The sequence below is a fragment of the Micromonospora yangpuensis genome (genome assembly GCF_900091615.1).
Lineage (GTDB): Bacteria > Actinomycetota > Actinomycetes > Mycobacteriales > Micromonosporaceae > Micromonospora > Micromonospora yangpuensis.
Window position 1 is genome coordinate 1,325,128 of sequence record NZ_FMIA01000002.1, and the last position, 25,898, is coordinate 1,351,025.

28 protein-coding genes and 1 pseudogene are annotated in these 25,898 nt (G+C 69.6%); 16 read left to right on the forward strand and 13 right to left on the reverse strand.

Features of this window, described 5'->3' with window-relative positions; genetic code table 11:
* Positions 1 to 21: 21 nt before the first annotated feature.
* From GA0070617_RS06310 to GA0070617_RS31345, 6 genes and pseudogenes are all read right to left on the reverse strand, one after another.
* The gene (locus GA0070617_RS06310) at positions 22 to 531 is read right to left on the reverse strand and encodes a GNAT family N-acetyltransferase (RefSeq protein ID WP_091434829.1); all 510 of its coding nucleotides are present in this window, start codon (positions 529 to 531) and stop codon (positions 22 to 24) included.
* A gap of 9 nt (positions 532 to 540) precedes the next feature.
* Positions 541 to 1,455, reverse strand: a complete 915-nt coding sequence (locus GA0070617_RS06315) for a ribonuclease Z (protein ID WP_091434831.1) — start codon at positions 1,453 to 1,455, stop codon at positions 541 to 543.
* Positions 1,456 to 1,975: 520 nt separating this feature from the next.
* Positions 1,976 to 3,160 (reverse strand): osmoprotectant NAGGN system M42 family peptidase, encoded by a 1,185-nt coding sequence (locus GA0070617_RS06320; RefSeq protein ID WP_091445983.1) that lies wholly within the window; start codon positions 3,158 to 3,160, stop codon positions 1,976 to 1,978.
* Entirely contained in the window at positions 3,157 to 5,058 is a 1,902-nt protein-coding gene (gene ngg / locus GA0070617_RS06325) for an N-acetylglutaminylglutamine synthetase (protein WP_091434833.1), read from the reverse strand. The genes GA0070617_RS06320 and ngg overlap by 4 nt, the downstream gene beginning before the upstream one ends.
* A 2-nt stretch (positions 5,059 to 5,060) precedes the next feature.
* On the reverse strand, positions 5,061 to 6,845 hold the full coding sequence (locus GA0070617_RS06330) for an N-acetylglutaminylglutamine amidotransferase (RefSeq protein ID WP_091434835.1): 1,785 nt from the start codon (positions 6,843 to 6,845) through the stop codon (positions 5,061 to 5,063).
* A gap of 373 nt (positions 6,846 to 7,218) precedes the next feature.
* Positions 7,219 to 7,296 (reverse strand): annotated as a pseudogene (locus GA0070617_RS31345) (peptide-methionine (S)-S-oxide reductase MsrA); the annotation flags it as partial.
* Positions 7,297 to 7,325: 29 nt separating this feature from the next.
* Here GA0070617_RS31345 and GA0070617_RS06335 point away from each other — a divergent pair.
* The 9 genes from GA0070617_RS06335 (at position 7,326) to GA0070617_RS30415 (ending at position 13,696) form a co-directional block, all read left to right on the forward strand.
* Positions 7,326 to 8,963 carry a recombinase family protein gene (locus tag GA0070617_RS06335; protein ID WP_091434837.1) on the forward strand — a complete coding sequence of 546 codons (1,638 nt, stop codon included), beginning with the start codon at positions 7,326 to 7,328 and terminating at the stop codon, positions 8,961 to 8,963.
* Between the two features lie 922 nt (positions 8,964 to 9,885).
* Entirely contained in the window at positions 9,886 to 10,017 is a 132-nt protein-coding gene (locus GA0070617_RS31990) for a hypothetical protein (protein ID WP_268239621.1), read from the forward strand.
* A 145-nt stretch (positions 10,018 to 10,162) separates the two neighbouring features.
* Complete coding sequence (locus GA0070617_RS06340) at positions 10,163 to 10,645, forward strand: hypothetical protein (protein WP_139135587.1); 483 nt, start codon at positions 10,163 to 10,165, stop codon at positions 10,643 to 10,645.
* A 132-nt stretch (positions 10,646 to 10,777) separates the two neighbouring features.
* Positions 10,778 to 10,975 carry a hypothetical protein gene (locus GA0070617_RS29705; RefSeq protein WP_139135588.1) on the forward strand — a complete coding sequence of 66 codons (198 nt, stop codon included), beginning with the start codon at positions 10,778 to 10,780 and terminating at the stop codon, positions 10,973 to 10,975.
* 189 nt (positions 10,976 to 11,164) lie between these two features.
* Complete coding sequence (locus tag GA0070617_RS06345; RefSeq protein WP_091434840.1) at positions 11,165 to 11,833, forward strand: hypothetical protein; 669 nt, start codon at positions 11,165 to 11,167, stop codon at positions 11,831 to 11,833.
* Positions 11,830 to 12,084: a hypothetical protein gene (locus GA0070617_RS06350; protein ID WP_091434842.1), complete on the forward strand. Its 255-nt coding sequence runs from the start codon at positions 11,830 to 11,832 to the stop codon at positions 12,082 to 12,084. The genes GA0070617_RS06345 and GA0070617_RS06350 overlap by 4 nt, the downstream gene beginning before the upstream one ends.
* Positions 12,085 to 12,475: 391 nt before the next feature.
* Positions 12,476 to 12,673, forward strand: a complete 198-nt coding sequence (locus GA0070617_RS06355; RefSeq protein WP_139135589.1) for a hypothetical protein — start codon at positions 12,476 to 12,478, stop codon at positions 12,671 to 12,673.
* A 316-nt stretch (positions 12,674 to 12,989) separates the two neighbouring features.
* Positions 12,990 to 13,526, forward strand: a complete 537-nt coding sequence (locus tag GA0070617_RS29710) for a hypothetical protein (RefSeq protein ID WP_139135590.1) — start codon at positions 12,990 to 12,992, stop codon at positions 13,524 to 13,526.
* Positions 13,523 to 13,696, forward strand: coding sequence for a hypothetical protein (locus tag GA0070617_RS30415; protein ID WP_175440451.1), 174 nt, complete (start codon positions 13,523 to 13,525; stop codon positions 13,694 to 13,696). Before GA0070617_RS29710 ends, GA0070617_RS30415 begins: the two co-directional genes overlap by 4 nt.
* 270 nt (positions 13,697 to 13,966) lie before the next feature.
* Here the strand turns inward: GA0070617_RS30415 and GA0070617_RS06365 are convergent, their stop codons facing one another.
* The 3 genes from GA0070617_RS06365 to GA0070617_RS06375 form a co-directional block, all read right to left on the reverse strand.
* A complete protein-coding gene (locus GA0070617_RS06365; RefSeq protein ID WP_091434848.1) occupies positions 13,967 to 14,923 on the reverse strand; it encodes an HNH endonuclease in 957 nt (318 codons plus the stop codon).
* Positions 14,924 to 14,927: 4 nt separating this feature from the next.
* Entirely contained in the window at positions 14,928 to 16,061 is a 1,134-nt protein-coding gene (locus tag GA0070617_RS06370) for a hypothetical protein (protein WP_091445985.1), read from the reverse strand.
* Between the two features lie 476 nt (positions 16,062 to 16,537).
* On the reverse strand, positions 16,538 to 16,720 hold the full coding sequence (locus tag GA0070617_RS06375; protein WP_139135591.1) for a hypothetical protein: 183 nt from the start codon (positions 16,718 to 16,720) through the stop codon (positions 16,538 to 16,540).
* A 203-nt stretch (positions 16,721 to 16,923) separates the two neighbouring features.
* Between GA0070617_RS06375 and GA0070617_RS06380 the strand changes: the two genes are divergently transcribed.
* On the forward strand, positions 16,924 to 17,139 hold the full coding sequence (locus tag GA0070617_RS06380; protein WP_229688128.1) for a winged helix-turn-helix domain-containing protein: 216 nt from the start codon (positions 16,924 to 16,926) through the stop codon (positions 17,137 to 17,139).
* Positions 17,140 to 17,190: 51 nt separating this feature from the next.
* On the opposite strand, the gene msrA is transcribed toward GA0070617_RS06380, so the two are convergent.
* On the reverse strand, positions 17,191 to 17,853 hold the full coding sequence (gene msrA, locus GA0070617_RS06385) for a peptide-methionine (S)-S-oxide reductase MsrA (RefSeq protein ID WP_091434854.1): 663 nt from the start codon (positions 17,851 to 17,853) through the stop codon (positions 17,191 to 17,193).
* Positions 17,854 to 17,984: 131 nt separating this feature from the next.
* On the opposite strand from msrA, the gene GA0070617_RS06390 reads away from it, so the two are divergent.
* Positions 17,985 to 18,449 (forward strand): hypothetical protein, encoded by a 465-nt coding sequence (locus tag GA0070617_RS06390; RefSeq protein ID WP_091434856.1) that lies wholly within the window; start codon positions 17,985 to 17,987, stop codon positions 18,447 to 18,449.
* Positions 18,450 to 18,816: 367 nt separating this feature from the next.
* Here the strand turns inward: GA0070617_RS06390 and GA0070617_RS06400 are convergent, their stop codons facing one another.
* Positions 18,817 to 19,218, reverse strand: a complete 402-nt coding sequence (locus tag GA0070617_RS06400) for an HIT family protein (protein WP_175440738.1) — start codon at positions 19,216 to 19,218, stop codon at positions 18,817 to 18,819.
* Positions 19,219 to 19,341: 123 nt separating this feature from the next.
* On the opposite strand from GA0070617_RS06400, the gene GA0070617_RS06405 reads away from it, so the two are divergent.
* From GA0070617_RS06405 to ilvA, 3 genes are all read left to right on the forward strand, one after another.
* The gene (locus GA0070617_RS06405; protein ID WP_091434862.1) at positions 19,342 to 20,484 is read left to right on the forward strand and encodes a cystathionine gamma-synthase; all 1,143 of its coding nucleotides are present in this window, start codon (positions 19,342 to 19,344) and stop codon (positions 20,482 to 20,484) included.
* A 16-nt stretch (positions 20,485 to 20,500) separates the two neighbouring features.
* Positions 20,501 to 21,904 (forward strand): amidase, encoded by a 1,404-nt coding sequence (locus GA0070617_RS06410; protein WP_091434864.1) that lies wholly within the window; start codon positions 20,501 to 20,503, stop codon positions 21,902 to 21,904.
* Positions 21,905 to 22,005: 101 nt separating this feature from the next.
* Entirely contained in the window at positions 22,006 to 23,226 is a 1,221-nt protein-coding gene (gene ilvA / locus GA0070617_RS06415; RefSeq protein ID WP_091445987.1) for a threonine ammonia-lyase, read from the forward strand.
* A 53-nt stretch (positions 23,227 to 23,279) separates the two neighbouring features.
* On the opposite strand, the gene greA is transcribed toward ilvA, so the two are convergent.
* Together greA and GA0070617_RS06425 are read right to left on the reverse strand one after the other, a co-directional pair.
* Positions 23,280 to 23,780, reverse strand: coding sequence for a transcription elongation factor GreA (gene greA, locus GA0070617_RS06420; protein ID WP_091434866.1), 501 nt, complete (start codon positions 23,778 to 23,780; stop codon positions 23,280 to 23,282).
* A gap of 133 nt (positions 23,781 to 23,913) precedes the next feature.
* A complete protein-coding gene (locus tag GA0070617_RS06425) occupies positions 23,914 to 24,348 on the reverse strand; it encodes a DUF4307 domain-containing protein (protein WP_091434868.1) in 435 nt (144 codons plus the stop codon).
* A 261-nt stretch (positions 24,349 to 24,609) separates the two neighbouring features.
* Between GA0070617_RS06425 and mca the strand changes: the two genes are divergently transcribed.
* On the forward strand, positions 24,610 to 25,491 hold the full coding sequence (gene mca / locus GA0070617_RS06430) for a mycothiol conjugate amidase Mca (protein WP_091434870.1): 882 nt from the start codon (positions 24,610 to 24,612) through the stop codon (positions 25,489 to 25,491).
* A 48-nt stretch (positions 25,492 to 25,539) separates the two neighbouring features.
* Complete coding sequence (locus GA0070617_RS06435; protein ID WP_091434872.1) at positions 25,540 to 25,827, forward strand: hypothetical protein; 288 nt, start codon at positions 25,540 to 25,542, stop codon at positions 25,825 to 25,827.
* Positions 25,828 to 25,898: the final 71 nt, after the last annotated feature.

Here is a 25,898-nt window from a genome sequence, read left to right on the forward strand (position 1 = left end):
GCGTTAACAGGGGGCCCTTCCTTACACGGGGCGGTGGTAGCGGAGTTGGGTGGTGGGGATGGTGCCGATCCGGTCCGTACGGCGCTCACCGGTGGGCCGCCAGTCGCCCCGTTCGTAGAACCGGCGGGCCAGGGTGTTGCGTTCCAGCACCCAGAGGGTGGCCCGCCGCCAGGCCCGGTCCCGCATCACCGCCAGCGCGTCGACCATCAACAACCGGCCGGTGCCCCGCCCCCGCTCGGCGGGGTCGAGGTGCAGGGCGTTGAGCAGGCCGGTGGCCGGGTCGCCACCGTCGTCCGGGCCCAGGTAGCTGAAGCCCACCAGCTGGCCGTCGCGCTCGGCGACGGTCATCAGGTGGTCGTCGCGCTCCCAGACCCAGCGTTCGGCCCAGTACGCCCCCATCGCCTGCGCGGACGGCTCGGCCAGCGCCTCCACCGGCAGGAACGCCGAGTAGGTGGCGACCCGGGAGCGGTGGTGCAGGGCACCGACCGGGTGCAGATCGTCGAGGGTGGCGTGGCGGAGGGTGAGCGTCACCGTCCGAGGCTACCGCCGGGGTGGCACCGGCACGACGCTCAGGTCCTCGGCGATCACCAGCTCCCCGGCGAAGTGCTCCCGCGCCTCGGCGGCGAAGCGTTCCGGGTCGGCGTACCGCTGGGAGAAGTGGGTGAGCACGAGTCGGCGTACCCCGGACTCGGTGGCCACCCGGGCGGCCTGCGCCGCGGTCAGGTGGCCGACCTCGGCGGCGAGGGCGGCCTCCGAGTTGAGGAAGGTCGACTCGATGACCAGCAGGTCGGCCCGCTCGGCGAGGGCGTACACCCCGTCGCAGAGGCCGGTGTCCATCACGAAGGCGAACCGCTGCCCGGGTCGGGGCCGGCTCACCTCGGCCAGGGTGACGCGACGCCCGCCGACCTCCAGGTAACCGGCGCGCTGCAGCTCGCCGACCGCCGGCCCGACGATGCCGTACGCGGCCAGCCGCTCGGGCAGCATCCGGACGCCGTCCGGTTCGACCAGCCGGTACCCGTAGGTCTCGATCGGGTGTCGCAGTCGGCGGGCCTGGAGCGTCGCTCCGGTCAGGGCGAACCGCGCGCCGTCGGTGTCGACCGGCTCGGGGCGCAGTTCGGCGGTCTCGTGGAAGGAGCTGGCGTGCCGTAGCCGGGCGAAGTAGTCGACGCCGCCGGCGGGGAAGTGCACCGGCACCGGGTGCGGGACCCGGTCCAGGCTGAGCCGTTGGATCAGGCCGGGCAGGCCGAGGCAGTGGTCGCCGTGGAAGTGGGTGACGCAGATCCGGGTCAGTTGGGTGGCGGTGACGCCGGTGTGCAGCAGTTGCCGCTGGCTGCCCTCGCCCGGGTCGAAGAGGATCACCTCGTCGTCCCAGCGCAGCACGTACCCGTTGTGGTTGCGCTGCCGGGTCGGCGTCTGGCTGGCCGTCCCGAGCACCACCAGTTCCCGCGTGGACAAGGGCCCTCCCGGACATGAAGCGACCCCCGGGGCTTCCGCGCTCGCGCGCGGGCCGGCTGGACTTGGGCCGGCACCCCGGGGGTCGGGTGGCTGTCGTGGTTTCGCCGCACCGCTGCCACACGGTCTCGACGATCTTGCGTGTCCGCCTCGCGACGGACGAGTTTTCACTGTCGAGGACAGCGGCTAGCGGACAGCCACCTCACGAGTCCGATTGCTATACAAGTCTGGACCACCTCCTTTCCCGTGTACCGCCACGCTACCCAGTCGTCGGCCGGGTCCGGTACTCCTTTTTCGGAGTTCTTCTCTCCTGGTGCGGCGGATCACGGCGTCGGGAGGTGTCCGGCGCCTCGTGCGGTGGCGGGAAACCGGTCACCGACCACGGACCGCTGCGCAAGCGGGACATCGGCGACTGCGCCGCACCGCCCCGCTGCGCGAGGCCGAGCGGCTCGACGGCCAGATGGTTGGTGAGAAGGGGCACCCTCTCGACGTTATGCGTTAAGCGGGGGCCCTTCCTTACACCTCAGTCGAGGCCGATGGGGCCCTCGCGGGGGCCCTCCTCGCTGGCCGGCTGCACCGACAGGGACGGGAAGTCGGCCAGCTCCCCCTCGGGCTCGGCGTCCCACTCCGGGAAGACCAGGTCGCTCTGCAGGTAGAGGCAGAGCAGTTGGGTCAGGTGGCGCAGCCCCTCCAGGTGGGTGCGCTCGTGCCCGTGGGTGGCGTCCACGCCGAAACCGAGCAACGCCACCCGGGCGTGCGCCCCCGCCTCGACGGCCGCCGCCACGTCCGAGCGGTAGTAGTCGAAGACGTCCCGGACCAGGTCGACCCCGTGCTCGGCGGCGATGCCGGCGAGTTTGCGGGTCAGGTGGTAGTCGAACGGTCCCACCCCGTCGCCCATGGCCAGGGTGGCTGAGGTCTCCCGGGACTGCTGTCCGGGAGCTACCACGGCCGCGTCCACCGAGATGATCTCGGCCACGTCCGGGTCGAGGCCGTGACTGGCCCCGTGCCCGATCTCCTCGGTGACCGTGACCAGCAGGTGGGCGGTGACCGCCGGCGTGATCCCGGCGTCGACGATCGCCTTGAACGCGGTCAGCACCGCGGCCACCCCGGCCTTGTCGTCCAGGTGCCGGGACTTGACGTACCCGCTGGGGGTGATCGTGGCCGTCGGGATGATGGCCACGAAGTCCCCGGCGTCGATGCCGAGCGCCCGCAGGCCGGCGATGCCCTCGACCGGCTCGTCCACCCGGACCTCGACGTGCTCCCAACCGACGCCCTGCAGGTCCACGTCGTCGTTGTAGCGGTGCCCGCTGGCCTTCAACGGCAGTACCTGACCGGTGATGACCTGGTCCAGTTCGTCGGTGAAGATCCGGACGTGGGCGCCCTCAGCGAACCGCGCGCTGTGGGTGCCGATCGGCTTGAGTTCCAGCCGGCCGTTCTCCTTCAGCCGCTTCACCATCCCGCCGATGGTGTCGGTGTGCACCACGATCGCCCGGTCGGCCCCGGTCTGCCGAGGGCCGGCCAGGCACGCGCTGAGCGCGCCCCGGCGGGTCAGCGTGGACGAGATGCCGAGTGCCGAGAGGCGCTCACCCACGTACTGCTGCACGTGGTCGGTACGCCCCGACGGACTCGGGATGTCCAACAGTTCCAACATCACCTGCTGGAGGTAGTCAAGATCGAGTTTGAGCGGAGCGATGGTGCGTGCGGTCATGTCCCAGATGGTGCCGCACCCGCCGGAGTCCACAGCCGTTGCGGTGCCCGTGTTCCGGGGAACAGCAGGTCGACGAAGCGTTCGGCGGTCGGTTGGGGCTCGTGGTTGGCCAGGCCGGGCCGCTCGTTGGCCTCGATGAACACGTGTTCGGGCCGGTCGGGGGCGGGCACCAGCAGGTCCAGCCCGGTGACCGGGATGTCCAACGCCCGGCTGGCGGCCACACACGCCTCGGCGATCTTCGGGTGCAGCTCACCTGTGACGTCGTGCATCGTGCCGCCGGTGTGCAGGTTGGCGGTCCGACGGACGGCGAGCACCTCCCCCTCGGGCAGCACGTCGTCCATCGCGTACCCGGCCTCGGCCACCACCTCCCGGGTCAGGTCGTCGATCGGGATCCGGGACTCACCGCCGGTGGCGGCGGCCCGGCGACGGCTCTGCCGCTCGATCAGTTTGCCGACGGGGTGCACCCCGTCACCGGTGATCGACGCGGGCCGGCGCACCGCGGCGGCCACCACCTCGTGGTTGATCACGATCACCCGCAGGTCCTCGCCGGCGCGCAGCTCCTCGATCAACACGTCCGGGCAGAACTGGGAGGCCAACGCGACGGCGGTGACCAGCGCCTCCGGGGTGCGTACCCCGACGGTGATGCCGTTGCCCTGCTCACCGCGGGCCGGCTTGACCACCACCTCACCCAGCTCGGCGAGGAAGGCCGCATCGGCCTCGTCCCGGGTCGCGGTGCGGCCCCGGGGGACCGAGAGGCCGGCCGCGGTGAGGATCCGGCGGGTGACCCGCTTGTCGTCGCAGCGGCTCATCGCCACCGCCGTGGTCAACTCCGACAGCGACTCCCGGGTGAGCACCGTCCGTCCGCCGTTGCTCAGCCGCAGCTCACCCCAGTGCGGGTCGGTGACCTCCACCCGGATGCCGCGGCGCATCGCCTCGTCGGCGACGATCCTGGCGTACGGATTCAACTCGTCGTAGCCCACCGGCACGCCGGGCAGGAAGAGCCGCTCGTTGATCGGGTTCTTCCGCTTCACGCAGAGCGTCGCGATGCGGTAGAAGCCGAGCCGCTCGTAGAGCCGGATCGCCCCCTCGTTCTCGGCGAGCACCGACAGGTCGACGAAGGCCCGCCCCCGGTCGGTCAGCCGGGCCGCCAGCTCCAGCAGCAGCGCCTGGCCGGTGCCCGGAGGGGCCTGGTTGAAGTCCACGGTCAGACACCAGAGGCTGGCACCGTTCTCGGGGTCGTCGAAGACCGCCGTGTGGTCCACGCCGGTGATGGTGCCGACGATCTCGCCGGTGACCGCCTCGGCGACCAGGTGCAGGAACTTGTCCGTGCCGGCGTTGGCCACCAGCACGTCGACCGGGGCGGTGACCATGCTGTTGCGGGCGTAGATCCGGTTCACCGCGTCCGCGTCGGCGGCGTCCCGCAGCTGACGGATCCGCAGTCCCGGGACGTCACCGTGCTCGACTGTCGCCCCGGTACCGGCAGCGGCCCGCGGGGTGTCGCCGATGCCGTCGTCGGTGGTCGGCCCGGCCGTCCCGGTGAAGCGGCCGGGACCGAGCGGCAGCCGGTACGTCAGGGACGGGTCGATGAAGATCTCGTCCGGCAGTCGGGACACCAGCACGTGCGGGTCGCGCAGGTAGACGCAGATGTCCCGGGCACCGGCGGCCTCCGAACGCAACACGTCGGCCACGGCGGCCTGCTCACTGAAGGTCTGCCCGAAGACCAACCGGCCCCAGCCGCAGTCGAGGACCACACCGGTGTCGTCGCCCGACCGGCGGACGGCGTCGTCCGCGGCGGTGGGGGCCATCGGGTCGCCGCCCGGCCCGACCCGCTCGTAGCGGCTACCGCGCCCACGGGACCGGTCGGTACGCGCCACTCCGGTGGCCAGGGTGTCGGTCACGGTCAGTCGATTCCGTGGCTCTGCAGCCACATCTCGAGGAGTCCGAGCTGCCACAGCTTGTTTCCCATCAACGGGGTGAGTTCGGCGTTCGGGGCGTCGAGCAGGGTGTTGACGTAGTCGGGACGGAACAGGTTGCGGCGGCGGGCCTCCGGGGCACCCAGCGCGTCACGTACCCGGTCGAGCAGCTTGCCCTCCAGGTGGGTGATGCCGGGCACCGGGAAGTAGCCCTTGGGCCGGTCGATCACCTCGTGCGGCAGGACCCGCCGCCCGATCTCCTTGAGCACGCCCTTGCCGCCCTGGGCCAGCTTCAGCTCGGGCGGGCAGGTAGCGGCCAGCTCGACGAACTCGTGGTCGAGGAAGGGCACCCGGGCCTCCAGCCCGTGCGCCATCGTCATGTTGTCCACCCGCTTGACCGGGTCGTCGGTGAGCATGACCTGGGTGTCCAGGCGCAGACCGGCGTCGACCGCGGTCTCGGCACCGGCGCGGGCCAGGTGCGCCGCGACGAATTCGCGCGCCGGATCGCCGTCGGCCAGCCAGGCCGGGTCGAGCACCCGGGCCAGCCCGGCCGCGTCCCGGTCGAAGAAGGCCTTCGCGTACGTCTCGACCGCCTGCTCCCGGCCGACCGAGGCCAGCGGCGGGTACCAGTGGTAGCCGCCGAGGATCTCGTCCGCGCCCTGACCGGACTGGACCACCTTGACGTGCCGGGCGACCTCCTGGCTGAGCAGGTAGAACGCCACACAGTCGTGGCTGACCATCGGCTCGGCCATCGCCGCGACCGCCGCCTCCAGCGGGGGCAGGAGGTCCTGGGCGGCGACCCGGATCTGGTGGTGGTCGGTGTCGAAGGTCTTGGCGACCACGTCGGAGTAGCGGAACTCGTCGCCCTCCCGACCGCCCACCGAGTCGAAGCCGATCGAGAAGGTGGCCAGGCCGCGCTGGCCCTCACCGGCCAGCAGCGCCACCACCAGGCTGGAGTCCAGGCCACCGGAGAGCAGCACGCCGACCGGCACGTCGGCGACCATCCGGCGGCGTACCGCGGTGGTCAGCGACTCGTGCAGGGCGTCCTCCCAGTCCCGGGCCGACCAGTCGGCCCGGTCGGCCCGGCGGGTGAAGGACGGGTCCCAGTAGACCCGCTCGTCGACCCGCCCGTCGGGCTCGTAGACCCGGACGGTGGCCGGCGGGAGCTTGCGTACGCCGCGCAGGATGGTCCGCGGCGGCGGGACGACGCTGTGGAAGCTGAGGTAGTGGGCGAGCGCCACCGGGTCGAGGTCGGTGTCGACGTCGCCGCCGGCGAGCAGGGCGGGGACCGTGCTGGCGAAGCGCACCACGCCCGGCGTCTCGGCGACGTAGAGCGGCTTGATGCCGAGCCGGTCGCGGGCCAGCACCAGCCGGCCGGTGGCCCGTTCGGTGATCGCCACGGCGAACATGCCGATCAGGTGGTCGACGAAGTCCAGACCCCACTCGGCGTACGCCTTGAGCACCACCTCGCTGTCCCCGGTGGAGAAGAAGCGGTGGCCCTTGGCCTGCAGCTCCTCGCGCAGCTCGCGGTAGTTGTAGACGCAGCCGTTGAAGACGCCGGTGAGTCCGGCGGCGGAGTCGACGATGGGTTGACCACTGGCGGCGGAGAGGTCGATGATCTTCAGTCGTCGGTGACCGAACGCCACCGGCCCCTGCGCCCACAGCCCGCCGTCGTCCGGCCCCCGGTCACTCATCGTCGCCGCCATGCGGGCCACCGCCGACACGTCGGCGGCGCGACCGTCCCGCCGGAGCTCCCCTGCCAGTCCGCACATGCGGTCAATGGTGCCAGGAATGCCGGAGAATTGCCCGTTCGGCTAGTGGGCGATGGTGCAACAGGCTGATACGGTTGCGGGCTTTGGGTAGGGTGCATACTGCGGAAAAGTCCGAAAAGCGCGGGGACGTTCATCCTGTTTTGCCGCATCAGCGGTGTGGTGTTGACCACAAAACTGCCGACCCTGCCGCGCGGGCGATTCGCCCGCGCGGCAGGGTCGGCAGTCGCTTTCCGCCACGTTTCACCTGCGGTGAGTGTCGACGTCCCGGTCGCGATCGGTGGGCTCCGCGATCCGGCGGGCTCCGTGATCGGTGGGCTCCGCGATCCGGTGGGCTCCGGCGGGCTCCGCGATCCGCGCCAGCGCCCTGCCGGGGTCAGGCCGTCCTGGCCACGCCCACCGGGCAGGTCATCCCGTTCGGGCCGTGGTTGCAGTAACCTCCCGGATTCTTGGAACCTGACGGACCATGACTACTGTGGAGCCATGATCACCGCTCGCCCCGCCGCCTACGTGCGGCAGTCGTCCGCCCGCGCGAACAAGTCCGAGGCGTCCCCGGCAACGCAGCGCACCGCCACCACCGAGCGCGCCAACCACGACCACCCCGGCGCAACCGTCCGCATGTTCGAGGACATCGACCGATCCGGCTATCAGGTCGGCGTGGTTCGTGAGGCGTACGACCAGATGGTAGCGGCGATCAAGGCCGGCGAAATCACGCACCTCTATGTCTTCTACGTCTCCCGCCTCACCCGCCAAGATCCGCGTATCGCCCTTGCCGAATGGCTGCCGCTGCTCGCCGGTGGCCTGACCATTGTCAGCATCACCGAAGGCACATTCGGCCCGGATAACACGATGGATCTGATCCACCTCCTGCTGCGAATGGACGCTGCCCACAACGAGTCAAAGAACAAGTCCGCCGCAATCAAAGCCGCAAAGGCCCTTGCGCACGCCGCCGGGGGACACCTCGGAAACCCGCCGTTCGGATTCCGCACCGTCGAGCGCATGGCGCAGACCCCCGCAGGCGAGCCGGTCGCCATCCGCGCCCTGGTCATCGAGCCGACCGAGGCCCGCGCGCTACGGGTGGCCGTGCGCGCCGTGCTGCTCGGCTTCGCTGTGCACGCCGTGTGCCGCTACTTCGACCGCCGGGGCATCCGCACGCGCGGCGCGACGGTGGGCCGCTCTCGCGCGTCGGGTGCCTGGTCGGACCGGAACCTACACAAGCGGCTGCGTGACCCCCGCATCGCTGGCCTGCCGGCCGTCGCCATCCTCGATGACCGGGACAACATCACCGGCTACCGCACCGCGTACGACCTGGAAGACGCCCGCGTGTTGCCGCCGCCGGCCGAGCCGATCATCACCACCGAGGAGTTCTGGCGTCTGCAAGCCATCCTCACCGGCACCGCCCGGTCGATCCAGTCCGCCGACGAGCCGGCCCTACTCTCCGGTCTGGGCATCCTGTGGTGCGAGTGCGGGTACCGGATGAAGGCGCGTCGGTTCGTCGCAAACGCCACCCTGGCGAATCGCGACGCCTACATGTGCACCGCCCCGGCGGGCCGGCATTCCAACACCATCAGCCTGACCGCGCTCGATGGATGGGTCCGCATGCGAATCGACCGCCTGCTCAACTCGATCGATCCGGCCGACGAGGACCAGACCACCGCCTCGATCCTGGCCGAGGCGACCCGCCGCTACGGCGCAGCGACGGCAACGCCGGAGACCGCCGTGCAGCGCGCCGCAGTGTCCGCCGAGCTGGCCGACGCAACCGCAGCCCTCGACCAGCAATCCGAGGCCCTGGGGACCGCCACGGGTGCCGCCGCCGCAGCGCTTACCCGCGCCGTCACGGTGACCGGTGCCCGCGTCGATGCCCTTACCGCCCGCCTGGCCGAGCTGGACGACCAGGCCACCGCCAAGCTGCCGCTGGACCTCTGGACATCCAGCGCCTACGGCGACGAGCCGGCGTGGTGGGACGGTGCCACGGTGGGGGAGCGGCGCGACTTCGTGACCCTGTTCGTTGACCGGATCACGGTTCGCCGTGCGGCATCCAAGGGTGGCCGCCCGACCAAGGCCGACCCGTGGGGCACCGTGAACGCCCGCGTAACGCTGGATTGGGCCGGCACTACATAGGTCGCACGCCCCTGTCCCGCCCAGCGTCAACAAGTGCCCGCTACGTGCCCCGTAGCGGGCCGCTGTGCGTCCGACGTCCGGGTAAGCACCCGGACAGTCCGCACGGCCGACAGCGTGGCGTACAGCCCGTTTCCGATGCCATCCCGCCGCAGCCCTGCCCCGCTGGTCGGTAGCGCCGCCGAGGGGTGACGACGTGGGTGCGCCATTCGGGGGGTAATGGCGTTCGGACTCTTGTCGCCTCGCCGCCCGTTTTCCTTCTCTCTCAATCTGTCCTATTTCATCCTCTTATAACCCTCTACTATAATAACTGTAGTTAACTTAAGTGCCCTCTGTAGTCCCTGGGCATCCCCCGCTGCGCCTGCGCCCGAGGATGGGTGCGTTATCAGGGGGGTAAGTGACAACGGGGTGACGACACTTACCGGCCCGGGGTGCGCCATCCGGGGGGTAATTCTTGGGCAGCCCCGGCTGCGCCCGCGTCCGGCCCCCGTAACCCACGGGCGCGCCGCCGGCAGTCGGGCCGCCCGGCTGCGCCCATGCCCTTACAACGCTGAGGACTTACCTAGTACAGAGATTTACCGCTGTAGGACGTACCGGGTGGGAGCAGGCAGAGCCCACCCGCCGCCGAAAGTCGGCCCCCCGTCGCAAGCCTGCGACCAGGGCGTTTTACCGCTGTGGGACATATTCAGTGACCCCCCACAGCCCCCCGGCCCCCGCGTTTCCCCCCTTGGGGGACATACATAGTGAGCCCCCGTACGACCACCGCCCGAGACGGGCGGACCCCGCGCACCGCGACGACCGGCAACCCGTCGCGCCCCCCGACCCCGCCCGGTCATGAGTGAGCCGATCTTGGTTGCCGTCAGGAGATCGGCCCACCCATGTCCGGGCGGTTTCGCCGTCTGCCACTGCCCAGAGTGGAGGAACCATGACTGCCCCGACGATCACCCGCCGCCCCACCGCGACCCGGCCCCGGCCACTGACTGACGAGGCCACCACCGCGTTCCGCGCGAACGTGGCCGACTACCTGGCGCACCGCGCCGCCCGCCTGTCCCGGTAGGGCAGCACCCCGCACCGCGTGTATGCGACACACACGGCGCGGACAGCAACACCGAAAGACCAGCGCCCCGGCGCTGTGAGAGGTCGCATCTCTCACAGCCGCCGGGGCGTTTTTCGTTGCCCTGCAACCGATTGGAGGTGACCCCGTGGACGCATACCGATACGGCGATGAGATGACCCCCGCCGCCCGCTCCGCAGCCTGGGCCATCGAAACCTGGCTGACCGACCTGCAAACGTTCCGCTGGCTGATCGGCCGGTTCACGTCAGGCCCGGACCTGTTCGACGCCTACATGTCGACTATGGACACCCTCGACTACGACGCCGACCCGGTGCTGTTGACCGGTGCCCCCGGTGGCATGTTCGCCGACACGCAGATGATCGGCGCTCGCGTGGCCGTCAAGCGCGGCCCGGCCGTTGGCGAGATCATGCCCGCCGGCCGCAAGACGTTCGCCACCGTGGCCCGCGAGTACCTGATGAGCGCCGTTGTCCACGGCAAGCGCGGCTGGATGGGTGTGCATCTCTGGCGGGGTGCCCCGATCTACACGGACCGCACCCGCCGCGAACGCCTGATCATGCGCGACCGCACGTACCCGCGCACCGGTGATCGTCCGCTGTGGGAGCGGCTGTGATGCGCCGGCTCATGCACACGCTCGCCCGCCTGGCCGCCGCGTGCCTGGCACCGTCGCCGCTCGGCCGCTCGACGCCGCAGACCTGGACGGCCCCCCGGTGACCGCCGCTCAACATCGCTTGGAGTCCCCCCGATGTCTAAACCGCTGACCGCTATCCATGTCTCGCCCGAGCGCCGGCACGAGCTGCTGATGGCATCCGACTTCCACTGTGAGGCCAACGGATGCGGGCACCGGGCCGGGTACGTAGCGATCCTGCCGACCGGCGAGATCGGCACCGCCTGCGGACGGTGCGCCACCCCGCCGCGTGCCGCCCTGGGCGTCGCCGGCTAGCACCCCGGCCGCCGCTGATAGACCCCGCGCGCTCTTGAGGAAGGTAGCGCGCGGACATGGCGCGCCCCCGGTCGCTACTCCTGAAAGCGACCGGGGGAGCAGCGCCCCCATACCCCCGCGCCGGGCGGTTTCCCCGGCATCCCCTTACACCGCCTGTTGGATGACACGCGGTCAACCACTGGAGTCACAGTGATCAACCCCATCACCGATCCCGCCGTTCTCGCCTCGCGCCGCAACGCGAAGAAGCTTGCCGATCTGCCGCTGCCGGCCGACATCGTGGCCGCCGTGCCGGCCCTGGTCGCCGCGCTGGGCGATGTGGATGCCGCCGAGCAGGCTTACCGGGCTGCCGAAGACACCTACCTCGACGTGGACATGATCCCGGCCGAGCACAAGGCTGAGGTGCGGGCCGCGATCCGGGCCGGTAAGAAGCCGCCGACGTTCGACGCGATCACGCACGAGGTGCAGCTTGAGGAGGCGCACATCGCCAGGAAGGCCGCCGAAGGCCGCCTGCGCGAAGCCCGCATCGCGTACGGCCTCGCCATCGCTGAGCACGCCGACCACCTGGCCGACCTGCTGGCGCAGCAGGCGATGGACGCCTACGCGCAGCTTGAGTCCGCGTTGGACGCTGCCCGCGCGGCGTTCTCCCGGTACGGCACGGTGTCGAACCTGCGTAACTCGCTTGTCCCGCAGGCCGAGCGTGCGCCGTGGGTAGGCCCGAACGAGGTTGTCTATTCCGGCCCGGTCCGCCTCGGACGGGTGGTCGATGCGTTCGAGATTCTGACCCGCGCGATGGACCCGACCAACCTGCGACCGGCCGCTGCCCGCGAAGCAGTGCGCACGACGGGACGGCTCAAGTGACCCAGCGATACGACGAGGCCGGCCAGCCGATGACCGCCGCCGAGGCCGCCGCGTGGGATGCCGAGGTGGACGCGAGATTCGCCGCCATTCGGGCCGAGCGTGAGGCCGCCGAGCAGCCCGCCGAGGAGCAGCCCCCGGCGGGCCGGTCCGCCGGTGACATCGGCCGTATCGCCCGCCAGATCAAGGGTTACGAGCGCCAAACGCCCGAGCACATCGAAGACATCGCCAAGAGAATCCGAGGCCCGTTCTGATGAGCCAGCAACGCCACGACATCGGCTGGCAGAAAGCCAACCGCGAGGGTGCGCCAACCCGAGGCCGCGCCGCCGCCGAGCGCCGCCGGCAGGCCAAGCGCGCCAGCGCGGCTGCCGTGCTCGCCCGCGCGGACGCCGCCGCACTGGTCGCACTGAGAGACGAGGAGTTCCACGTCCGCGAGCGTGCCCGCGCCGCTGGCGTCCCTGGTGGCCGAGGAGGTGCCCGCGCCGCTGCCGGCCCCGCCCGCGCTGGTCGACGCGTGCGCCCACTGCGGCGGGCCGTTGAACCCCGGCAGCAAGCGGTATTGCTCGGTGGCGTGCCGGAAGGCGCACCAGGCCGCGCGTAACACCCCGACCCCCGCGCTTTCGACCCCCTGGGGAGGTGAATTCGATGAACCTGGATCACGCTATGGCCAATTTCTTCTACGCCGTGGAGAGGTCCGGCCGATCCCGCACTGTCCGCCGGGCCGGCATGACCGATGAGCAGTTCTATCGTGCCGAGCTGGCGGCAGGAACGCCGGATGAGTTGGCCCGCCGGCTCGCCGGCCTGCCCCCTATTGAGCAGGGCAGCGACGACGAGAATGCGTGAGTGATGTGGTTGGTGTGGTTGCCTTGTTGCCTATCAGCAAGGCAGCCACATCGACACGCATTTGCCCGCGTTGTCGACGCAGAACCATTCTTGCAGACGAGGTAATGTGTGCTGCGTGTTGGCATGAAGTGTAGTTGCGCTCGAATGAATTGATTACTTGAATGGCGAATGTGTGAGCGAACGTATTGCGCCGTTCCTTTATGGAATTGTGCGCGTGCGTTCGCCGCGCCGTTCGCCGGCCCGCGTGGGGGTGGGGGGAGCCCCCCCACACACACACACACACACAAAGCCCTCCCGGTAGGCATGGCGCGTCACTGTGAGCCCGAATCCGTTCGGCATTTCCAAAAACCCAAAAACCATTCCATGGAAAGGGAATGGCATGATTGCGAATATCGGTGGCGGCTCAAAACCAGGCCACATCGACCCCGCGACCGCTACCCGACTCGCCCAACTCGCCGGCCGCCGCGCCCGGCTGACAATGCGCCACATCACCGGTGCCGGTCAACAATGGCGTCGAATTGGGCAGTGGCCGAGCGACGCTGCGGACGTTTCTACCCTCGACATAAAGGTGCTAACAAACACCGCGCTCGCTATGGAATGGGGCATGGAACGTGCCGAGATTGGTAGCCATAGGGGCATTGACCACATGGCAATTCGACCGCACCGCCTTATTATGCCGGGCCGCCCTCCCATTTATGGCGACGATCCGGAGAAGTTGGCCGCCATTGCCGAGCGCGAACTACGCGACGAATTGGCCGTCCGTTCGGTCGCCTGGCACGCGACGTACAACCCCGGCTCTGTGGCTCGCGCTGTCGAGATCCACCGCGCCAACCGGCGGAAGGCCCTCACGTGACCACTAGGAAGTGTCCGCAGTGCGGCACCGACCGCCCGCTGTCGGCGTTCGGCCGCGACCGGCGCACCCTCGACGGCTTCCGCCGGCTGTGCCGGCCGTGCCGCAACGAAAACCGCCGGCTGCACGCCCGCGTACGCGAGGCCATGAGCCGCCGGGACCGCGCCGCATGAGCTGCCCGGACGATCCCGCCCACGAGATCGGCCCAGCCCGATTGACCGGTCAAGTGACCGCCGGGCTGGCCTGGGTCCCGGAGACTTACACCGCTGGCACGCGCGTGCGAGGGCGGCGCGGTCGACCCTGACGACGCCGGGCACTATGCATTCTGCCGCGTGCCGAGGCCGGACCACGGCCGGTCTGCTAGGTCCGGCGGACCATGCACTCATCTGCCGATGAGAGTATGTTCCCAGTCGAACGTCAATACGTTCTCGAAGAGTCGCATGTTAAGCCGGATACCACCGCTCATACAGCAAGCGGGGTGCGAGAACTTGAGCGCCCTTTTCGTTATTACAAATGTGGCACAAGAGTTGGATGTTCGTTACATCGTTAAGGCCGCCCTCGGCCAGAGGTACCATGTGATCGAACTCCGCTCTCTTGATCGGCGTGCGAAGGGTTCCTAACTCGATTTTGCAGTTCGCGCATCGCCCACGCTCGCGGAACTCGACCGCCGTCTTGACCCAGTCCGGAATATCCGCTCGTCTCAGTCGAGAACATCCATCTTTACGACTAGTGAATATGCTGTTTGGATCGACCTCGTCGGGGCTGCTGAATGAAGCGTAACTAGTCACATAGCTGGCCATCATATGGTTGAAGTCATAGAGGAATGAGCGGTTTGCAAAGAGAACAAAGAAGACCTCCTCCGCGAGACGATCGCACAACTCTTCGATTTCGCCGGTAAGCTGCAACTCGGTGAAGTATTCGTTGTACTCGTCAGGAAGGCTTTCATGCTCCGGGCATTCGTCACACGGTGATCGGTGAGCATGATAAAGATGACGCTCGAAGCCTGGCTTCAGGGCTGGCCATCCCTTGGCAGACCGAAACTTCACGAAGGTCGTGTGCGGAAGGTTTAGGGCCTCGAAAGCATTCTCGACCGGAAGCACATGCATTTGGTGGTCATAGAGTGGAGCGCCTGCAAAAACTTGGGAGCGGCTCGGAGCCAGAGTTGGCAGACCTAGTAGATCTTCATCGAAGGTTCTATTAATCACGATGGATGCAAACTTGTGTAGTGCGCTGACTTTATCGAACGGCTCACAGAAGTAGTCGAATCCGTCGTCCGACAGCATCTCGCTGAGATCATGCATGTAAGCCATTGGGTCGCGCGCCATTGCATCTACAATCCGAGCATAATGATATGTATCGTAATGTCGAATTTCGATGAGGTCCTTGAAGTCCTTTGGCATTGACTCACTCCGGCCTGATCGGCTGCTGGTTCGTTACGGTCGCCATATCCGCCGCAGGAAGCCTCTTGCAGAAGAAGACGCCAGCCTCGTCATGGATAACGACCTCAGTGCCAGGCAGGTCCTCGTACATGTCGGAGATTCCTTCTGCTGCACCGACTGCCTTACAGTGGGCGCCATCAGATTCTGTCTGGATCAGATATGCTTGTGGGCACGCGCATCCCGTCGCGAACGCGTGGAATCTGCCTCGGAAAGCCTCCGCAAGGAGGACTGCCGGATAGCGATAGGAGTGTTTTCCGCACAGCGCGGGGACGTGAACCTTGCCGTCCACGATGACACTTTGCGGCAACTCGGTTGCGGGAGTCCAAGGTCGGAGCTCCACACTTTCAACGGCTGACCTTAGCATTTGTCCATTCGCAAAGCGTCGGAACGTTTCCTCAGTGCACGGTTGCCCTGTCGGCCATCCAACTGAACCTTGAGGCGGCCATATTTGGGGTATCCCCAGAACCATCGTTACGTCAATTTCCAGTGCCGGCGTGGTGAAGACTAGCCCGTGCAGGGCGAGTTTGCCGAGGACGATCGTCATCGCGTAGCACTGTGGCCTGTCGGGTTCCGCAATCCCTGGAATACGAACCGCGAGCGGGGTCACGTGGACAGCTGAGAATCCCACTGTTCCCTCATACTGCCCTACCCAAAATCGGCTGGCACCCAAAGGCTCCATCCGGCTTTGGCACTCGTAGAACGTCGTGTAGACCGATTGCGACAGGCCGTATCCACGGCTTCTTTGTTCCTTGCTTGATAGGAGCATCGCAGTTAGCGCGGTCTTCTGCGCCCACACCGCGATCGCAGGCTGGTCTTGGGTTGATATCGCCCCAGGTTTGCCGAGGATTATGGGAGACAGGACTCGTCGAGCGGTATCTTCGAGCCGACTCATCCAGCCGTTGTTGCAGGAGGAACAGAAATCCTTGACCGTCTGCCGATATGGAGGCTGTTCGCCCATATCACGGGGCAGACCGTTCAACGGGCCTGCCATGTGTCGGACCGGACTGAGGTCCAAGCCGATCTTACTGACCCATTGGCCGAAGACATGCTCACGAGTCAGTGGCCCTGTCGAGCCGCAGAAGGCACAGAAGTCAGTCATAGGCCCATCCTGCAGTATCCGGAGCGGAAGAAGAAAGTCCCTTTCGTCAGCCAAGATCGGTCTCACGCTCATGCCGCGATGCGCGTTCATGGCGGAGTTGAGCGCGCTACCCAGTCGGCCTGGCCGCCTCGCTCGCCGTGATGGCTCGCCCCGTTCAGCCCCCGCTAGCGACCGGCACGGCCGAGACGCGAGGGTGACGGTCGTAGACCACGGCAGGCGGCCGGCGTACCCATGTGCGCAGTTGGCGGGTATTGAGGAAGCCCGTCGCCTCCACACATGGGGTCACGAGCAGCTCCGATGACCTGCGGACCAGGAAAGAACGAGATCATGAGCACCGCCGTCACGAGGCCCGGCCGCCGCAACACCGCCGAGCCGACACAGGACGCCGCCGCCCTCACGCTGTAGCCCTTCCTGTCTGCTTGACCGCAGACACACGAACCCCCGACACCCGCATGGGTACCGGGGGTTTTGTCGTTTCAGGCTCGCCGGCACCTCGAAGCGTGCAGCTCGATCGCCTCGGCCAGTTCGGAGAGCGCCGTACATCGCTCGGCGGCGACCACCTCGCCGCACTCGCCGCACTCCACCCGCCCGACCCACAACGGCCACCGCCACCCGTTGATGTCGACCGGCACCCGTAGCGGTTTCTCTTCGGACAGCATCGGCACCCCTCCAGAAACGGAACGGGACGCCCCGCCGCTTGCCAGGCGACGGGACGCCCCTCGTGCGTGCAGCGACCCGCGCCGCCGTCACGGCTACCGCTGATCGCGCCTCCACCTGGCAACCTAGTGCCAGCAATGCGACCAGGGCAAGCAGTGCCAGGGGTGTAAGTAGGGCATGCATGGGAACGCGCGACCCTGTGCGCGTGCCGATCCCGCACACCGCCCGAGAGATCGAGGCCGACCTAACCCGCCGCATCGCTGCGGGGCAGTTCCGGCCGGGCGCGCGGCTGCCCACGTATGACGCCCTGGCCGAGGAGTACGGCAGCGCCCGCCGGACCGTCGCCCGCGCCGTGGACGCGCTCAAGGCTCGCGGCTTGGTCGTCGGGGTGCCCGGCAGCGGCACCTACGTGGCCGAGTAGCCCCCGGCCGCCTGCTCCCCGCAGCGGCGACCAGGGGTGTGTTTTCGCTGCTCAGCCGCCCATCCGGGCGACCCCCACGGGGCACGTCATGCCGTTCGGGCCAATACCACACCATCCGTCAGGGTTTTTCGTCGGGGCCAGGTACTGCTGGTGGTACGTCTCGGCGAAGAAGTAGTCGCCCAGCGGAGCGATCTCCGTGGTGATCTCACCCTTGCCGGCGCTGGCCACGATCGGCGCGAACGCGTCCCGGGAGGCCTGGGCGGTGGCGAGCTGCTCGTCGGTGCTCGCATAGATCGCCGACCGGTACTGGGTGCCCACGTCGTTGCCCTGACGCATGCCCTGGGTCGGGTCGTGGTTCTCCCAGAAGACCTTGAGCAGGTCCTGGTAGCTGATCGTCGACGGGTCGTACACCACCTGGACCGCCTCGGTGTGCCCGGTCATCCCGGAACAGACCTCCTCGTACGTCGGGTTCGGGGTGCTGCCCCCGGCGTAACCGACGGACGTGGTGTACACCCCCGGCAGGGTCCAGAACAACCGCTCGGCGCCCCAGAAACAACCCATCCCGAAGACGGCGACCTCGGTGCCCGCCGGGAACGGGCCCTTCAGCGGGGTCCCGAGAACCTCGTGCCGGTCGGCGACGGGCATCGGCAACGGGCGACCCGGCAGGGTCTGGTCGGCGGTGGGTAGCTCGGCCTTCATGCGGCGAAGGAACACGGTGGAACTCCTCTCGTACCTCTCGCAGCCTGCAACGCCAACGGGCCCGGCTTCCTTACCCGCCTGTTGCCGGATCAGGCGACTGCCGGCGTCGGCTTGCCATGAAGTATGAAAAAGTTCAGAATTGAGGCATGCCGACGACCAGGGAAGTCCAGTGGAGTGAGCTGCAGCGCGATCCCAAGAGCGTGGCTGCGCTGGCTGACTCTGGGGACGTCAGAGTCCGCCGCCGGGACGGGGCCGCGCTCCTCTTGACCCGGGAGGACCGGATGATGGCAGCCGGTGAGGGTGCGGTGGCCGCTGCCCGGGCCCTTCGTAACGCCCTGGCGCACCTTCCCCGGGAGGTCGCTGCCGAGGTCCTGATGGACGAGTTTCCGTGGCTCGGGCTGCTTCCGGAGGAGAGTCTCGCGCAGTTCGTGACGGATTTCGTCACGGCAACCCGGATCTCGGCCGACCTGGGAGAGTGGTCGGTGCTGGCGCAGACCGTCCGAGAATGGCGGGCTACCGCAGCTGTCTACACCGACCCCCGTCTGGTGCGGGAGCTCAGCGAGCCGCTGTCGGAGGACCATGGCCCCGTTCCCGGTCCCACGGAGGCATGATCCGTGGGAGCCAAACGTGGTGACCGGGTCGCACCGCCGGGACGACCGGGCGGATGGGAGGCCCGGTTCGCGACCTCAGAGGCGGCCAAGGGTTGGGAACAGCTCTGCCAATCCGCCCGTTCCAACACCTGGGAAGCGTGGGTCGTGCTCACCGAGCGGCCCACGGAGCCGGAGAATCCGGCGCGGCAACACCGGCTGAGAGGCCCTCTCGCCACCCGGGAGGTGGGCGGCCGAGCCTTGTCGCAGTGGCAGTACGAGGTGACTGCCGGTGGTCGAATCTGGTACTGCCCGGATACGGAACGTCGTATCGTCTGGATCGTGTCGGCCGGGCCGTCCCACCCGAAGCTCACCGAGTGAATGCCCCGGATCAGGCGAGTGCGGCGGTGATCCGGGCGGCGTGGTCGGTCGCCTCGGCGTCGTCGGCGTAGCGCCTGCGGGGCCAGAAGAACCCGCGTAGGCCGTCTCCCCGGGTCCTCGGTACCACGTGGGTGTGCAGGTGTGGCACGGACTGGGACACCTTGTTGTTCATCGCGACGAACGTGCCGCCGGCACCGAGCCCGCTCTCCACCGCGAGTGCCACCCGCTGGACCAGCGCGAAGTAACCGGGCAACGCCGCCGCCGGCAGGTCACCGAGGGTCACCAGGTGCGGGCGCGGCACCACCAGCACATGTCCGGGGAAGACCGGTCGGGTGTCCAGGAACGCCACGCCGTCCGGCTCGTCGGTGACCCGGAACGCCGGCAGGTCGCCGGCGACGATCCCACAGAACACGCAGTCGGCCATCCGCCGAGGCTAGCCCCGCGGACCCTCGAACGGTCAACGGCGGTGAGAAGGGTGCCCCTCTTTACCGTAGGCGTTAATGGGGGGCCCTTCCTTACAGCTAGCCTCACGGGAATGAACCACGGCTTCGAGACGCTCGCCATCCACGCCGGTCAGGACCCCGAGGCCCGCACCGGCGCGGTGATCCCACCGATCTACCAGACCAGCACGTACGCCCAGGACGCCGTCGGCGCGCCCCGGCTCGGGTACGAGTACAGCCGCTCCGGCAACCCGACCCGCGACGCCCTCCAGGAGTGCCTGGCGGCCCTGGAGGGCGGTCGGGTCGGGCTCGCCTTCGCCAGCGGTCTGGCCGCCGAGGACGCCCTGCTGCGGGCGGTCTGCCAGCCGGGTGACCACGTGGTGATCCCGGACGACGCGTACGGCGGCACGTACCGGCTCTTCGCCCGGGTGGCGCAGCGGTGGGGGCTGGACTTCACCCCGGCGCGGGTCTCCGACCCGGACGCGGTACGGGCCGCGATCCGCCCCGGCAGCACGAAGATCGTCTGGGTGGAGACGCCGACGAACCCGCTGCTCGGCATCGCCGACATCGCCACCCTGGCCGCCGTGGCGCACGACGCCGGGGCGCTGCTGGTGGTGGACAACACCTTCGCCTCGCCGTACCTGCAACAGCCGATCGCCCTCGGTGCGGACGTGGTGGTGCACTCCACCACCAAGTACGTCGGCGGTCACTCCGACGTGGTCGGCGGCGCGCTGGTGGTCGCCGACGCCGGCCTCGGCGACGAGCTGCGCTACTACCAGAACGCGATGGGCGCGGTGAACGGCCCGTTCGACGCCTGGCTGACCCTGCGCGGTGTCAAGACCCTCGGGGTACGGATGGACCGGCACTGCGACAACGCCGAGCGGATCGTCGCCTACCTGGACGGGCACGCCAAGGTGGCCGAGGTGCTCTACCCGGGCCTGCCGTCGCACCGGGGACACGAGGTGGCCGCCAAGCAGATGCGCCGCTTCGGCGGGATGATCTCCTTCCGGGCCGCCGGTGGCGAGGCGCACGCCGTGGAGATCTGCAACCGGGCGAAGCTCTTCGTTCTCGCCGAGTCGCTCGGCGGGGTGGAATCCCTGATCGAGCACCCGGGGAAGATGACACACGCAAGTGCTGCCGGCTCGCCGCTTGAAGTTCCCGCCGATCTCGTGCGACTGTCTGTCGGCATCGAGACGGTCGAGGACCTGCTCGCCGATCTGGAGCAGGCGCTGGGCTGACCGCTGGCTGGGGAGGGTGGCCGTGCAGGACATCATGCCGACCTGGGTGGGGGCAACCGCCAAACAGATCGCCCGGGGCGTACGCCGGGGTGATGTCTCGGCGACCCAGGTGGTGGCCGACCATCTCGACCACATCGACCGGGCCGACGCCGGACTCGCCGCGTTCCGCACGGTACGCGGCGGGGCGGCGATCACCGAGGCGGAGAAGGTCGACGAGCAGGAGGACCTGGCCAACCTCCCGCTGGCCGGGGTGCCGGTCGGGGTCAAGGAGAACACCCCGGTGGCCGGGCTGCCCACCTGGAACGGCTCCGCCGCGGTGCGGACCGCGGTCGCCGAGGCCGACCACGAGGTGGTCCGCCGGCTGCGCGGGGCCGGCGCGGTGATCCTCGGGGTGACCCGGATGCCGGAGCTGGGGCTCTGGGGGCTCACCGACGACGAGACCGCCGTCACCCGCAACCCGTGGGACACCGGGCGTACCCCCGGCGGCTCCTCGGGCGGGGCCGCCGCCGCGGTGGCCGCCGGGCTGGTGCCGATCGCGCACGGCAACGACGGGCTCGGCTCGATCCGCATCCCGGCCGCCTGCTGCGGCCTGCTCGGTCTCAAGCCCGGCCGGGGCGTGGTCCCCTGCCAGCTCGGTGCGGACGACTGGTTCGGCCTCACCGAGCACGGCGTGCTGACCGGTACGGTCGCCGACGCCGCCGTGGGCTTCGCCGTCCTGGCCGGTCGACGGCCGGAGAAGCTGGTGCCGCCGCAGCGGCTGCGGGTCGGCGTCTCGCTGCGCTCGCCGGTCCGGGGCGTCCACCCCGACCAGCCGAACCGGGACGCGGTCACCGCCGCCGGCCGGCTGCTCGCCGCCGCCGGACACGACGCCGTACCCGCCGACCCGGTCTACCCGACCGCGCTGGGCCTGCAGGGGATGGCTACCTGGTTCGCCGCCGCGGCCGCCGACGTCCGGGCCGCCGGCGTCGACCGGCGCAGCCTGCAACGGCGCAGCCGCCGGCACGTCGCGCTGGGCGAGTGGGCCCAACGACGCGGGTACGTCCGCGAGGCCGACCGCGCCGCCTGGCGGGACCGGTCGATCGGGTTCTTCGGCGACCACTCGGTCGACCTGCTGCTCACCCCCGCGCTGGCCAGCGCCCCGCCGCCGGCGCACGCCTGGTCGGGCCGGTCCTGGCGGTCCAACCTGCTGACCAACATCCGGTACGCCCCGTACGCCGCCCCGTGGAACGTCGCCGGCCTGCCGGCCCTGGTGGTGCCGGTGGGCCGCCGCCCGGACGGGCTGCCGGTGGGGGTGCAGCTGATCGGGCCACCCGGCTCGGAGCTGCTGCTGCTGGCCGTCGCCGGGCAGTTCGAGCTGCAGGCCCCCTGGCCCCGGCACGCCCCCGGCTACCCCCGGGTCGGCACACCGGTCGTCGCCTGAGCGTCCCGCTCCCGGTGACGGGGTCGTTGCCGCAGGTAGTGGCCGGTGTGCCCGCCGATGTCGCCGTCGGCGGCGGGCCGGGCGGGTGGCACGATCGGGGCATGACGGAACTGGTAGGCCTCGCCGACGTGCAGGCGGCCCGGGACGTGCTCGCCGGGGTTACCCGGGTCACCCCGCTGGAGCCCTCCCGGCCGTTGAGCGCGGCGCTCGCCGGTCCGGTCTGGCTCAAGTGCGAGAACGTGCAGCGCGCCGGGTCGTACAAGGTGCGCGGGGCGTACCTGCGGATCTCCCGGCTGTCGGCGGCGGAGAAGGCCCGGGGGGTGGTGGCGGCCAGCGCCGGCAACCACGCCCAGGGGGTCGCGCTCGCCGCCGGGCTGCTCGGCACCCACGCCACGGTCTTCATGCCGGTCAACGCCCCGCTGCCCAAGGTCGCCGCCACCAAGGGGTACGGCGCGCAGATCGAGCTGACCGGCGCGAACGTCGACGAGGCGCTGGTCGCCGCGCAGGCGTACGCCGAACGGACCGGTGCGGTGCTGATCCACCCCTTCGACCACCGGGACGTGATCGCCGGCCAGGGCACCGTGGCGCTGGAGATCCTGGAGCAGTGCCCCGACGTCAGGACCATCGTCACCGGCGTCGGCGGCGGTGGGCTGATCTCCGGGATCGCGGTGGCCGCGAAGGCGCTGCGCCCCGACGTCCGGGTGATCGGCGTGCAGGCGGCGAGCGCCGCGGCGTACCCGCCCTCGCTGGCCGCCGGTGAGCCGGTGCCGCTGACGGCCTTCTCCACCATCGCCGACGGCATCGCGGTCGGCCGACCGGGGGTGATCACCTTCGAGCACGTGCGCAAGCTCGTCGACGAGATCGTCACGGTCACCGAGGAGGACATCTCCCGCGCCCTGCTGATGCTCCTGGAACGGGGCAAGCAGGTGGTCGAGCCGGCCGGGGCGGCCGGCGTGGCCGCGCTGCTGGCCGGCGCGGTGCAGGTCGAGCCACCGGTGGTGGCGGTGCTCTCCGGCGGCAACATCGATCCGCTGCTGATGCTCCGGGTGATCGAGCACGGGCTGGCCGCCGCCGGCCGGTACCTGCGGGTCACCGTCCGCTGCTCGGACCGGCCGGGTCAGCTCGCCTCACTGCTGGCCGAGATCGCCGAGCACCGGGCGAACGTGGTCGACGTGGAACACCAGCGGGCCAACCCGCACCTGCACCTGGGCGAGGTGGAGGTGGCCCTGTCGGTGGAGACCCGGGGGGAGGAGCACTCCGAGGAGCTGATCGGCGCGCTGCGCGCCAGCGGCTACCAGGTCGGCTTCCCCGGCCTGGCCTGAGCCGTACGGCGGTGCCGCGCCCGTCGGCGGGCGCGGCACCGGTGCGCGGTGGGTCAGCCGGAGAACGGCTCGTAGTTGACCACGGTGACCTTGATGTCGGCCCCGCTCGGCGCGGTGTAGGTGACGGTCTGGCCGGACCGGCTGCCGAGGATCGCCTGACCGAGCGCCGACTCCGGGCTGTAGACGGTCAGGTCGGTGGTGGAGGCGATCTCCCGCGAGCCGAGCAGGAACGTCTCGGTGTCGGCCTGGTCGTCGTCGAAGTAGATCGTCACGACCATGCCGGGGGCGACCGCGTCGGCACTCGGCGCCTCGCCGACCTTCGCCGTGCGCAACAGCTCCTGCAGGTAGCGGATGCGCCCCTCCTGCTTGCCCTGCTCCTCGCGGGCGGCGTGGTAGCCGCCGTTCTCCTTCAGGTCGCCCTCCTCGCGCCGGGCGTTGATCTCGGCGGCGATGACCGGACGGCCCGCGATCAGCTCGTCGAGCTCGGCCTTGAGGCGGTCGTGCGCGTCCTGGGACAGCCAGGTGGCGGGCGCCTCGTTGTCAGTGGTGGACACAGGCGGTCTCCTCGATTCTGCGGTTCTGGCTGACAGGTGAATGTCCAAGTTACCAGTGCCGCGCACCACAGCGGTGTCGTCGATCACCGGCCGTACCGACGGCCCTGCCCGTCGTGCCGGCGCTCGGGTGGGCTCAGTCGGGGGCCCGGCAGCGCAGTACCTCGCCGATGAACGGCCGGCCGGTGGTGGTCAACCGGTGCCGGGAGGTGAGGTGCCGTTCGTCGGGACCGGCGGTCACCGTCACCTCCTCGCGGGCCACCTCCGCACCGGCCTGGTCGCGGGCCCGCAGGACACAGAGCGCCGAACCGCCGGCCGGCACGGTGACCCGGAAGTCGACCACGATCTGCGTGTCGGTGATCCCGGTGTAGGTGATCACCTCGGCGTCGTAGTTCGGGTCACCGTAGAGCTGGTACTGCCGGACCGCGACCAGGCTCAGCACCGCCGCCATCGCGACCGCCACGAGCACGACGAGCACGGTCCGCCGACGGCCGGGCGCGCGGCGACGGCCGTAGCGCCCGGGTGGGAACACCGGTGCCCCGGCGGGAATTGTGGCGTGCGTCTCGGTCACCGGCGGGTATCTCCTGGCGTTGTTGTCGGTGGCATCGGCAAGAATGGTCAGAGTCCATCTTTCCAGCCCGGCGCTGAGTCAACGATGGCAGGTCGGCACGGCTTGTGGTCACGATCTTGCAGGCACGATCTTGCGGGCACGATGTCGGGGTCACGATGTCGGGGTCACGATCTTGCGGTCACGATCTTGCGGTCATGGTCCGCTACGGTTCGGGCCGACCCGGGTGGGTCTGCCGCCGGGCACAGACGAGGAGCGCCGAAGTTGGCAGAGCAACTGCGTCTCATGGCCGTTCACGCACACCCCGACGACGAGTCGAGCAAGGGTGCCGCGATGATGGCCAAGTACGTCGCCGAGGGGGTGGACGTGCTGGTCGTGACCTGCACCGGCGGCGAACGCGGCAGCGTGCTCAACCCGAAACTCGACAGGCCCGAGGTGTGGGCCGACATCGCCGACATCCGCCGCCGTGAGATGGACGCCGCCCGGGCCGTCCTCGGCGTCGACCAGGCCTGGCTGGGCTTCGTCGACTCCGGGCTGCCCGAGGGCGATCCCCTGCCCCCGTTGCCGGAGGGCTGCTTCGCGCTGCAGGACGTCGAGCAGGCGGCGGGGCCACTGGTGCGGCTGATGCGACAGTTCCGGCCGCACGTCGTCACCACGTACGACGAAGAGGGCGGTTACCCGCACCCCGACCACATCATGTGTCACAAGGTCACCGTGGCGGCCTTCGACGCCGCCGCCGACGCCTCGCGCTATCCGGAGCTCGGCGCGCCCTGGCAGCCGCTGAAGCTCTACTACGACATCGGCTTCTCCAAGGGCAAGATCATGGCGCTGCACGAGGGGATGCTCGCCGCCGGCCTGGAGTCGCCGTACCAGGACTGGATCAAGCGGTGGGAGGACCGGGTCGACAAGGGCCCGCGGATCACCACCCGGGTGGAGTGCGCCGAGTACTTCCCGGTCCGCGACGACGCCCTGCGGGCCCACGCCACCCAGGTCGACCCGGACGGCTTCTGGTTCCACGTGCCGATGGAGATGCAGCAGCGGGCCTGGCCGACGGAGGACTTCGAGCTGGTCCGATCGCTGGTGGACAGCCCGCTGCCGGAGTCCGACCTGTTCGCCGGGGTGCGGGAGACCGTTGATGCCCGCTGACCACCGCCGGGGCTACCCTGGTGGGCAGTCATCCACCGGAGGTCCCTCATGCTGACCGCAGCCCAGGTGCTCGCTGCGAACAATTTCGGCAACACCCGTACGGGTGGCCTGGCCGGTCCGATGGGCCTCTTCCTCATCCTGGTGCTGGCCATCGTCACCGTGCTGCTCATCCGGAACATGAACTCCCGGCTGCGCCGGCTGCCCGACCGGTTCCCGGAGTCGCCGGGCGAGGCGTCCCGGGCCGAGGCGACCGCCGCCGAACCGGCCGACGTGAGCGTCGCGCAGGAATCCTTACCGAATGCCGGCAAGGGGCGCCAGCAGCGCCGCAACGGGTAGTTCATTCGTGATTCACGCCGAACCGGATGGTCGCCCCCTGTTGCGACCATCCGGTTTGGCTTAGCCTTCCG

Coding starts and splice junctions, on each gene's coding strand:
- GA0070617_RS06320 (WP_091445983.1), bottom strand. CDS start 3,160: ATGACCGCACGCACCATCGCTCCGCTCAAACTCGATCTTGACTACCTC.
- GA0070617_RS31990 (WP_268239621.1), top strand. CDS start 9,886: ATGACTGCCCCGACGATCACCCGCCGCCCCACCGCGACCCGGCCCCGG.
- GA0070617_RS06365 (WP_091434848.1), bottom strand. CDS start 14,923: ATGCCAAAGGACTTCAAGGACCTCATCGAAATTCGACATTACGATACA.
- GA0070617_RS06390 (WP_091434856.1), top strand. CDS start 17,985: ATGCCGACGACCAGGGAAGTCCAGTGGAGTGAGCTGCAGCGCGATCCC.
- GA0070617_RS06405 (WP_091434862.1), top strand. CDS start 19,342: ATGAACCACGGCTTCGAGACGCTCGCCATCCACGCCGGTCAGGACCCC.
- GA0070617_RS06370 (WP_091445985.1), bottom strand. CDS start 16,061: ATGACTGACTTCTGTGCCTTCTGCGGCTCGACAGGGCCACTGACTCGT.
- GA0070617_RS06435 (WP_091434872.1), top strand. CDS start 25,540: ATGCTGACCGCAGCCCAGGTGCTCGCTGCGAACAATTTCGGCAACACC.
- GA0070617_RS06330 (WP_091434835.1), bottom strand. CDS start 6,845: ATGTGCGGACTGGCAGGGGAGCTCCGGCGGGACGGTCGCGCCGCCGAC.
- GA0070617_RS06355 (WP_139135589.1), top strand. CDS start 12,476: ATGAACCTGGATCACGCTATGGCCAATTTCTTCTACGCCGTGGAGAGG.
- GA0070617_RS29705 (WP_139135588.1), top strand. CDS start 10,778: ATGTCTAAACCGCTGACCGCTATCCATGTCTCGCCCGAGCGCCGGCAC.
- GA0070617_RS06375 (WP_139135591.1), bottom strand. CDS start 16,720: ATGCTGTCCGAAGAGAAACCGCTACGGGTGCCGGTCGACATCAACGGG.
- ilvA (WP_091445987.1), top strand. CDS start 22,006: ATGACGGAACTGGTAGGCCTCGCCGACGTGCAGGCGGCCCGGGACGTG.
- GA0070617_RS06335 (WP_091434837.1), top strand. CDS start 7,326: ATGATCACCGCTCGCCCCGCCGCCTACGTGCGGCAGTCGTCCGCCCGC.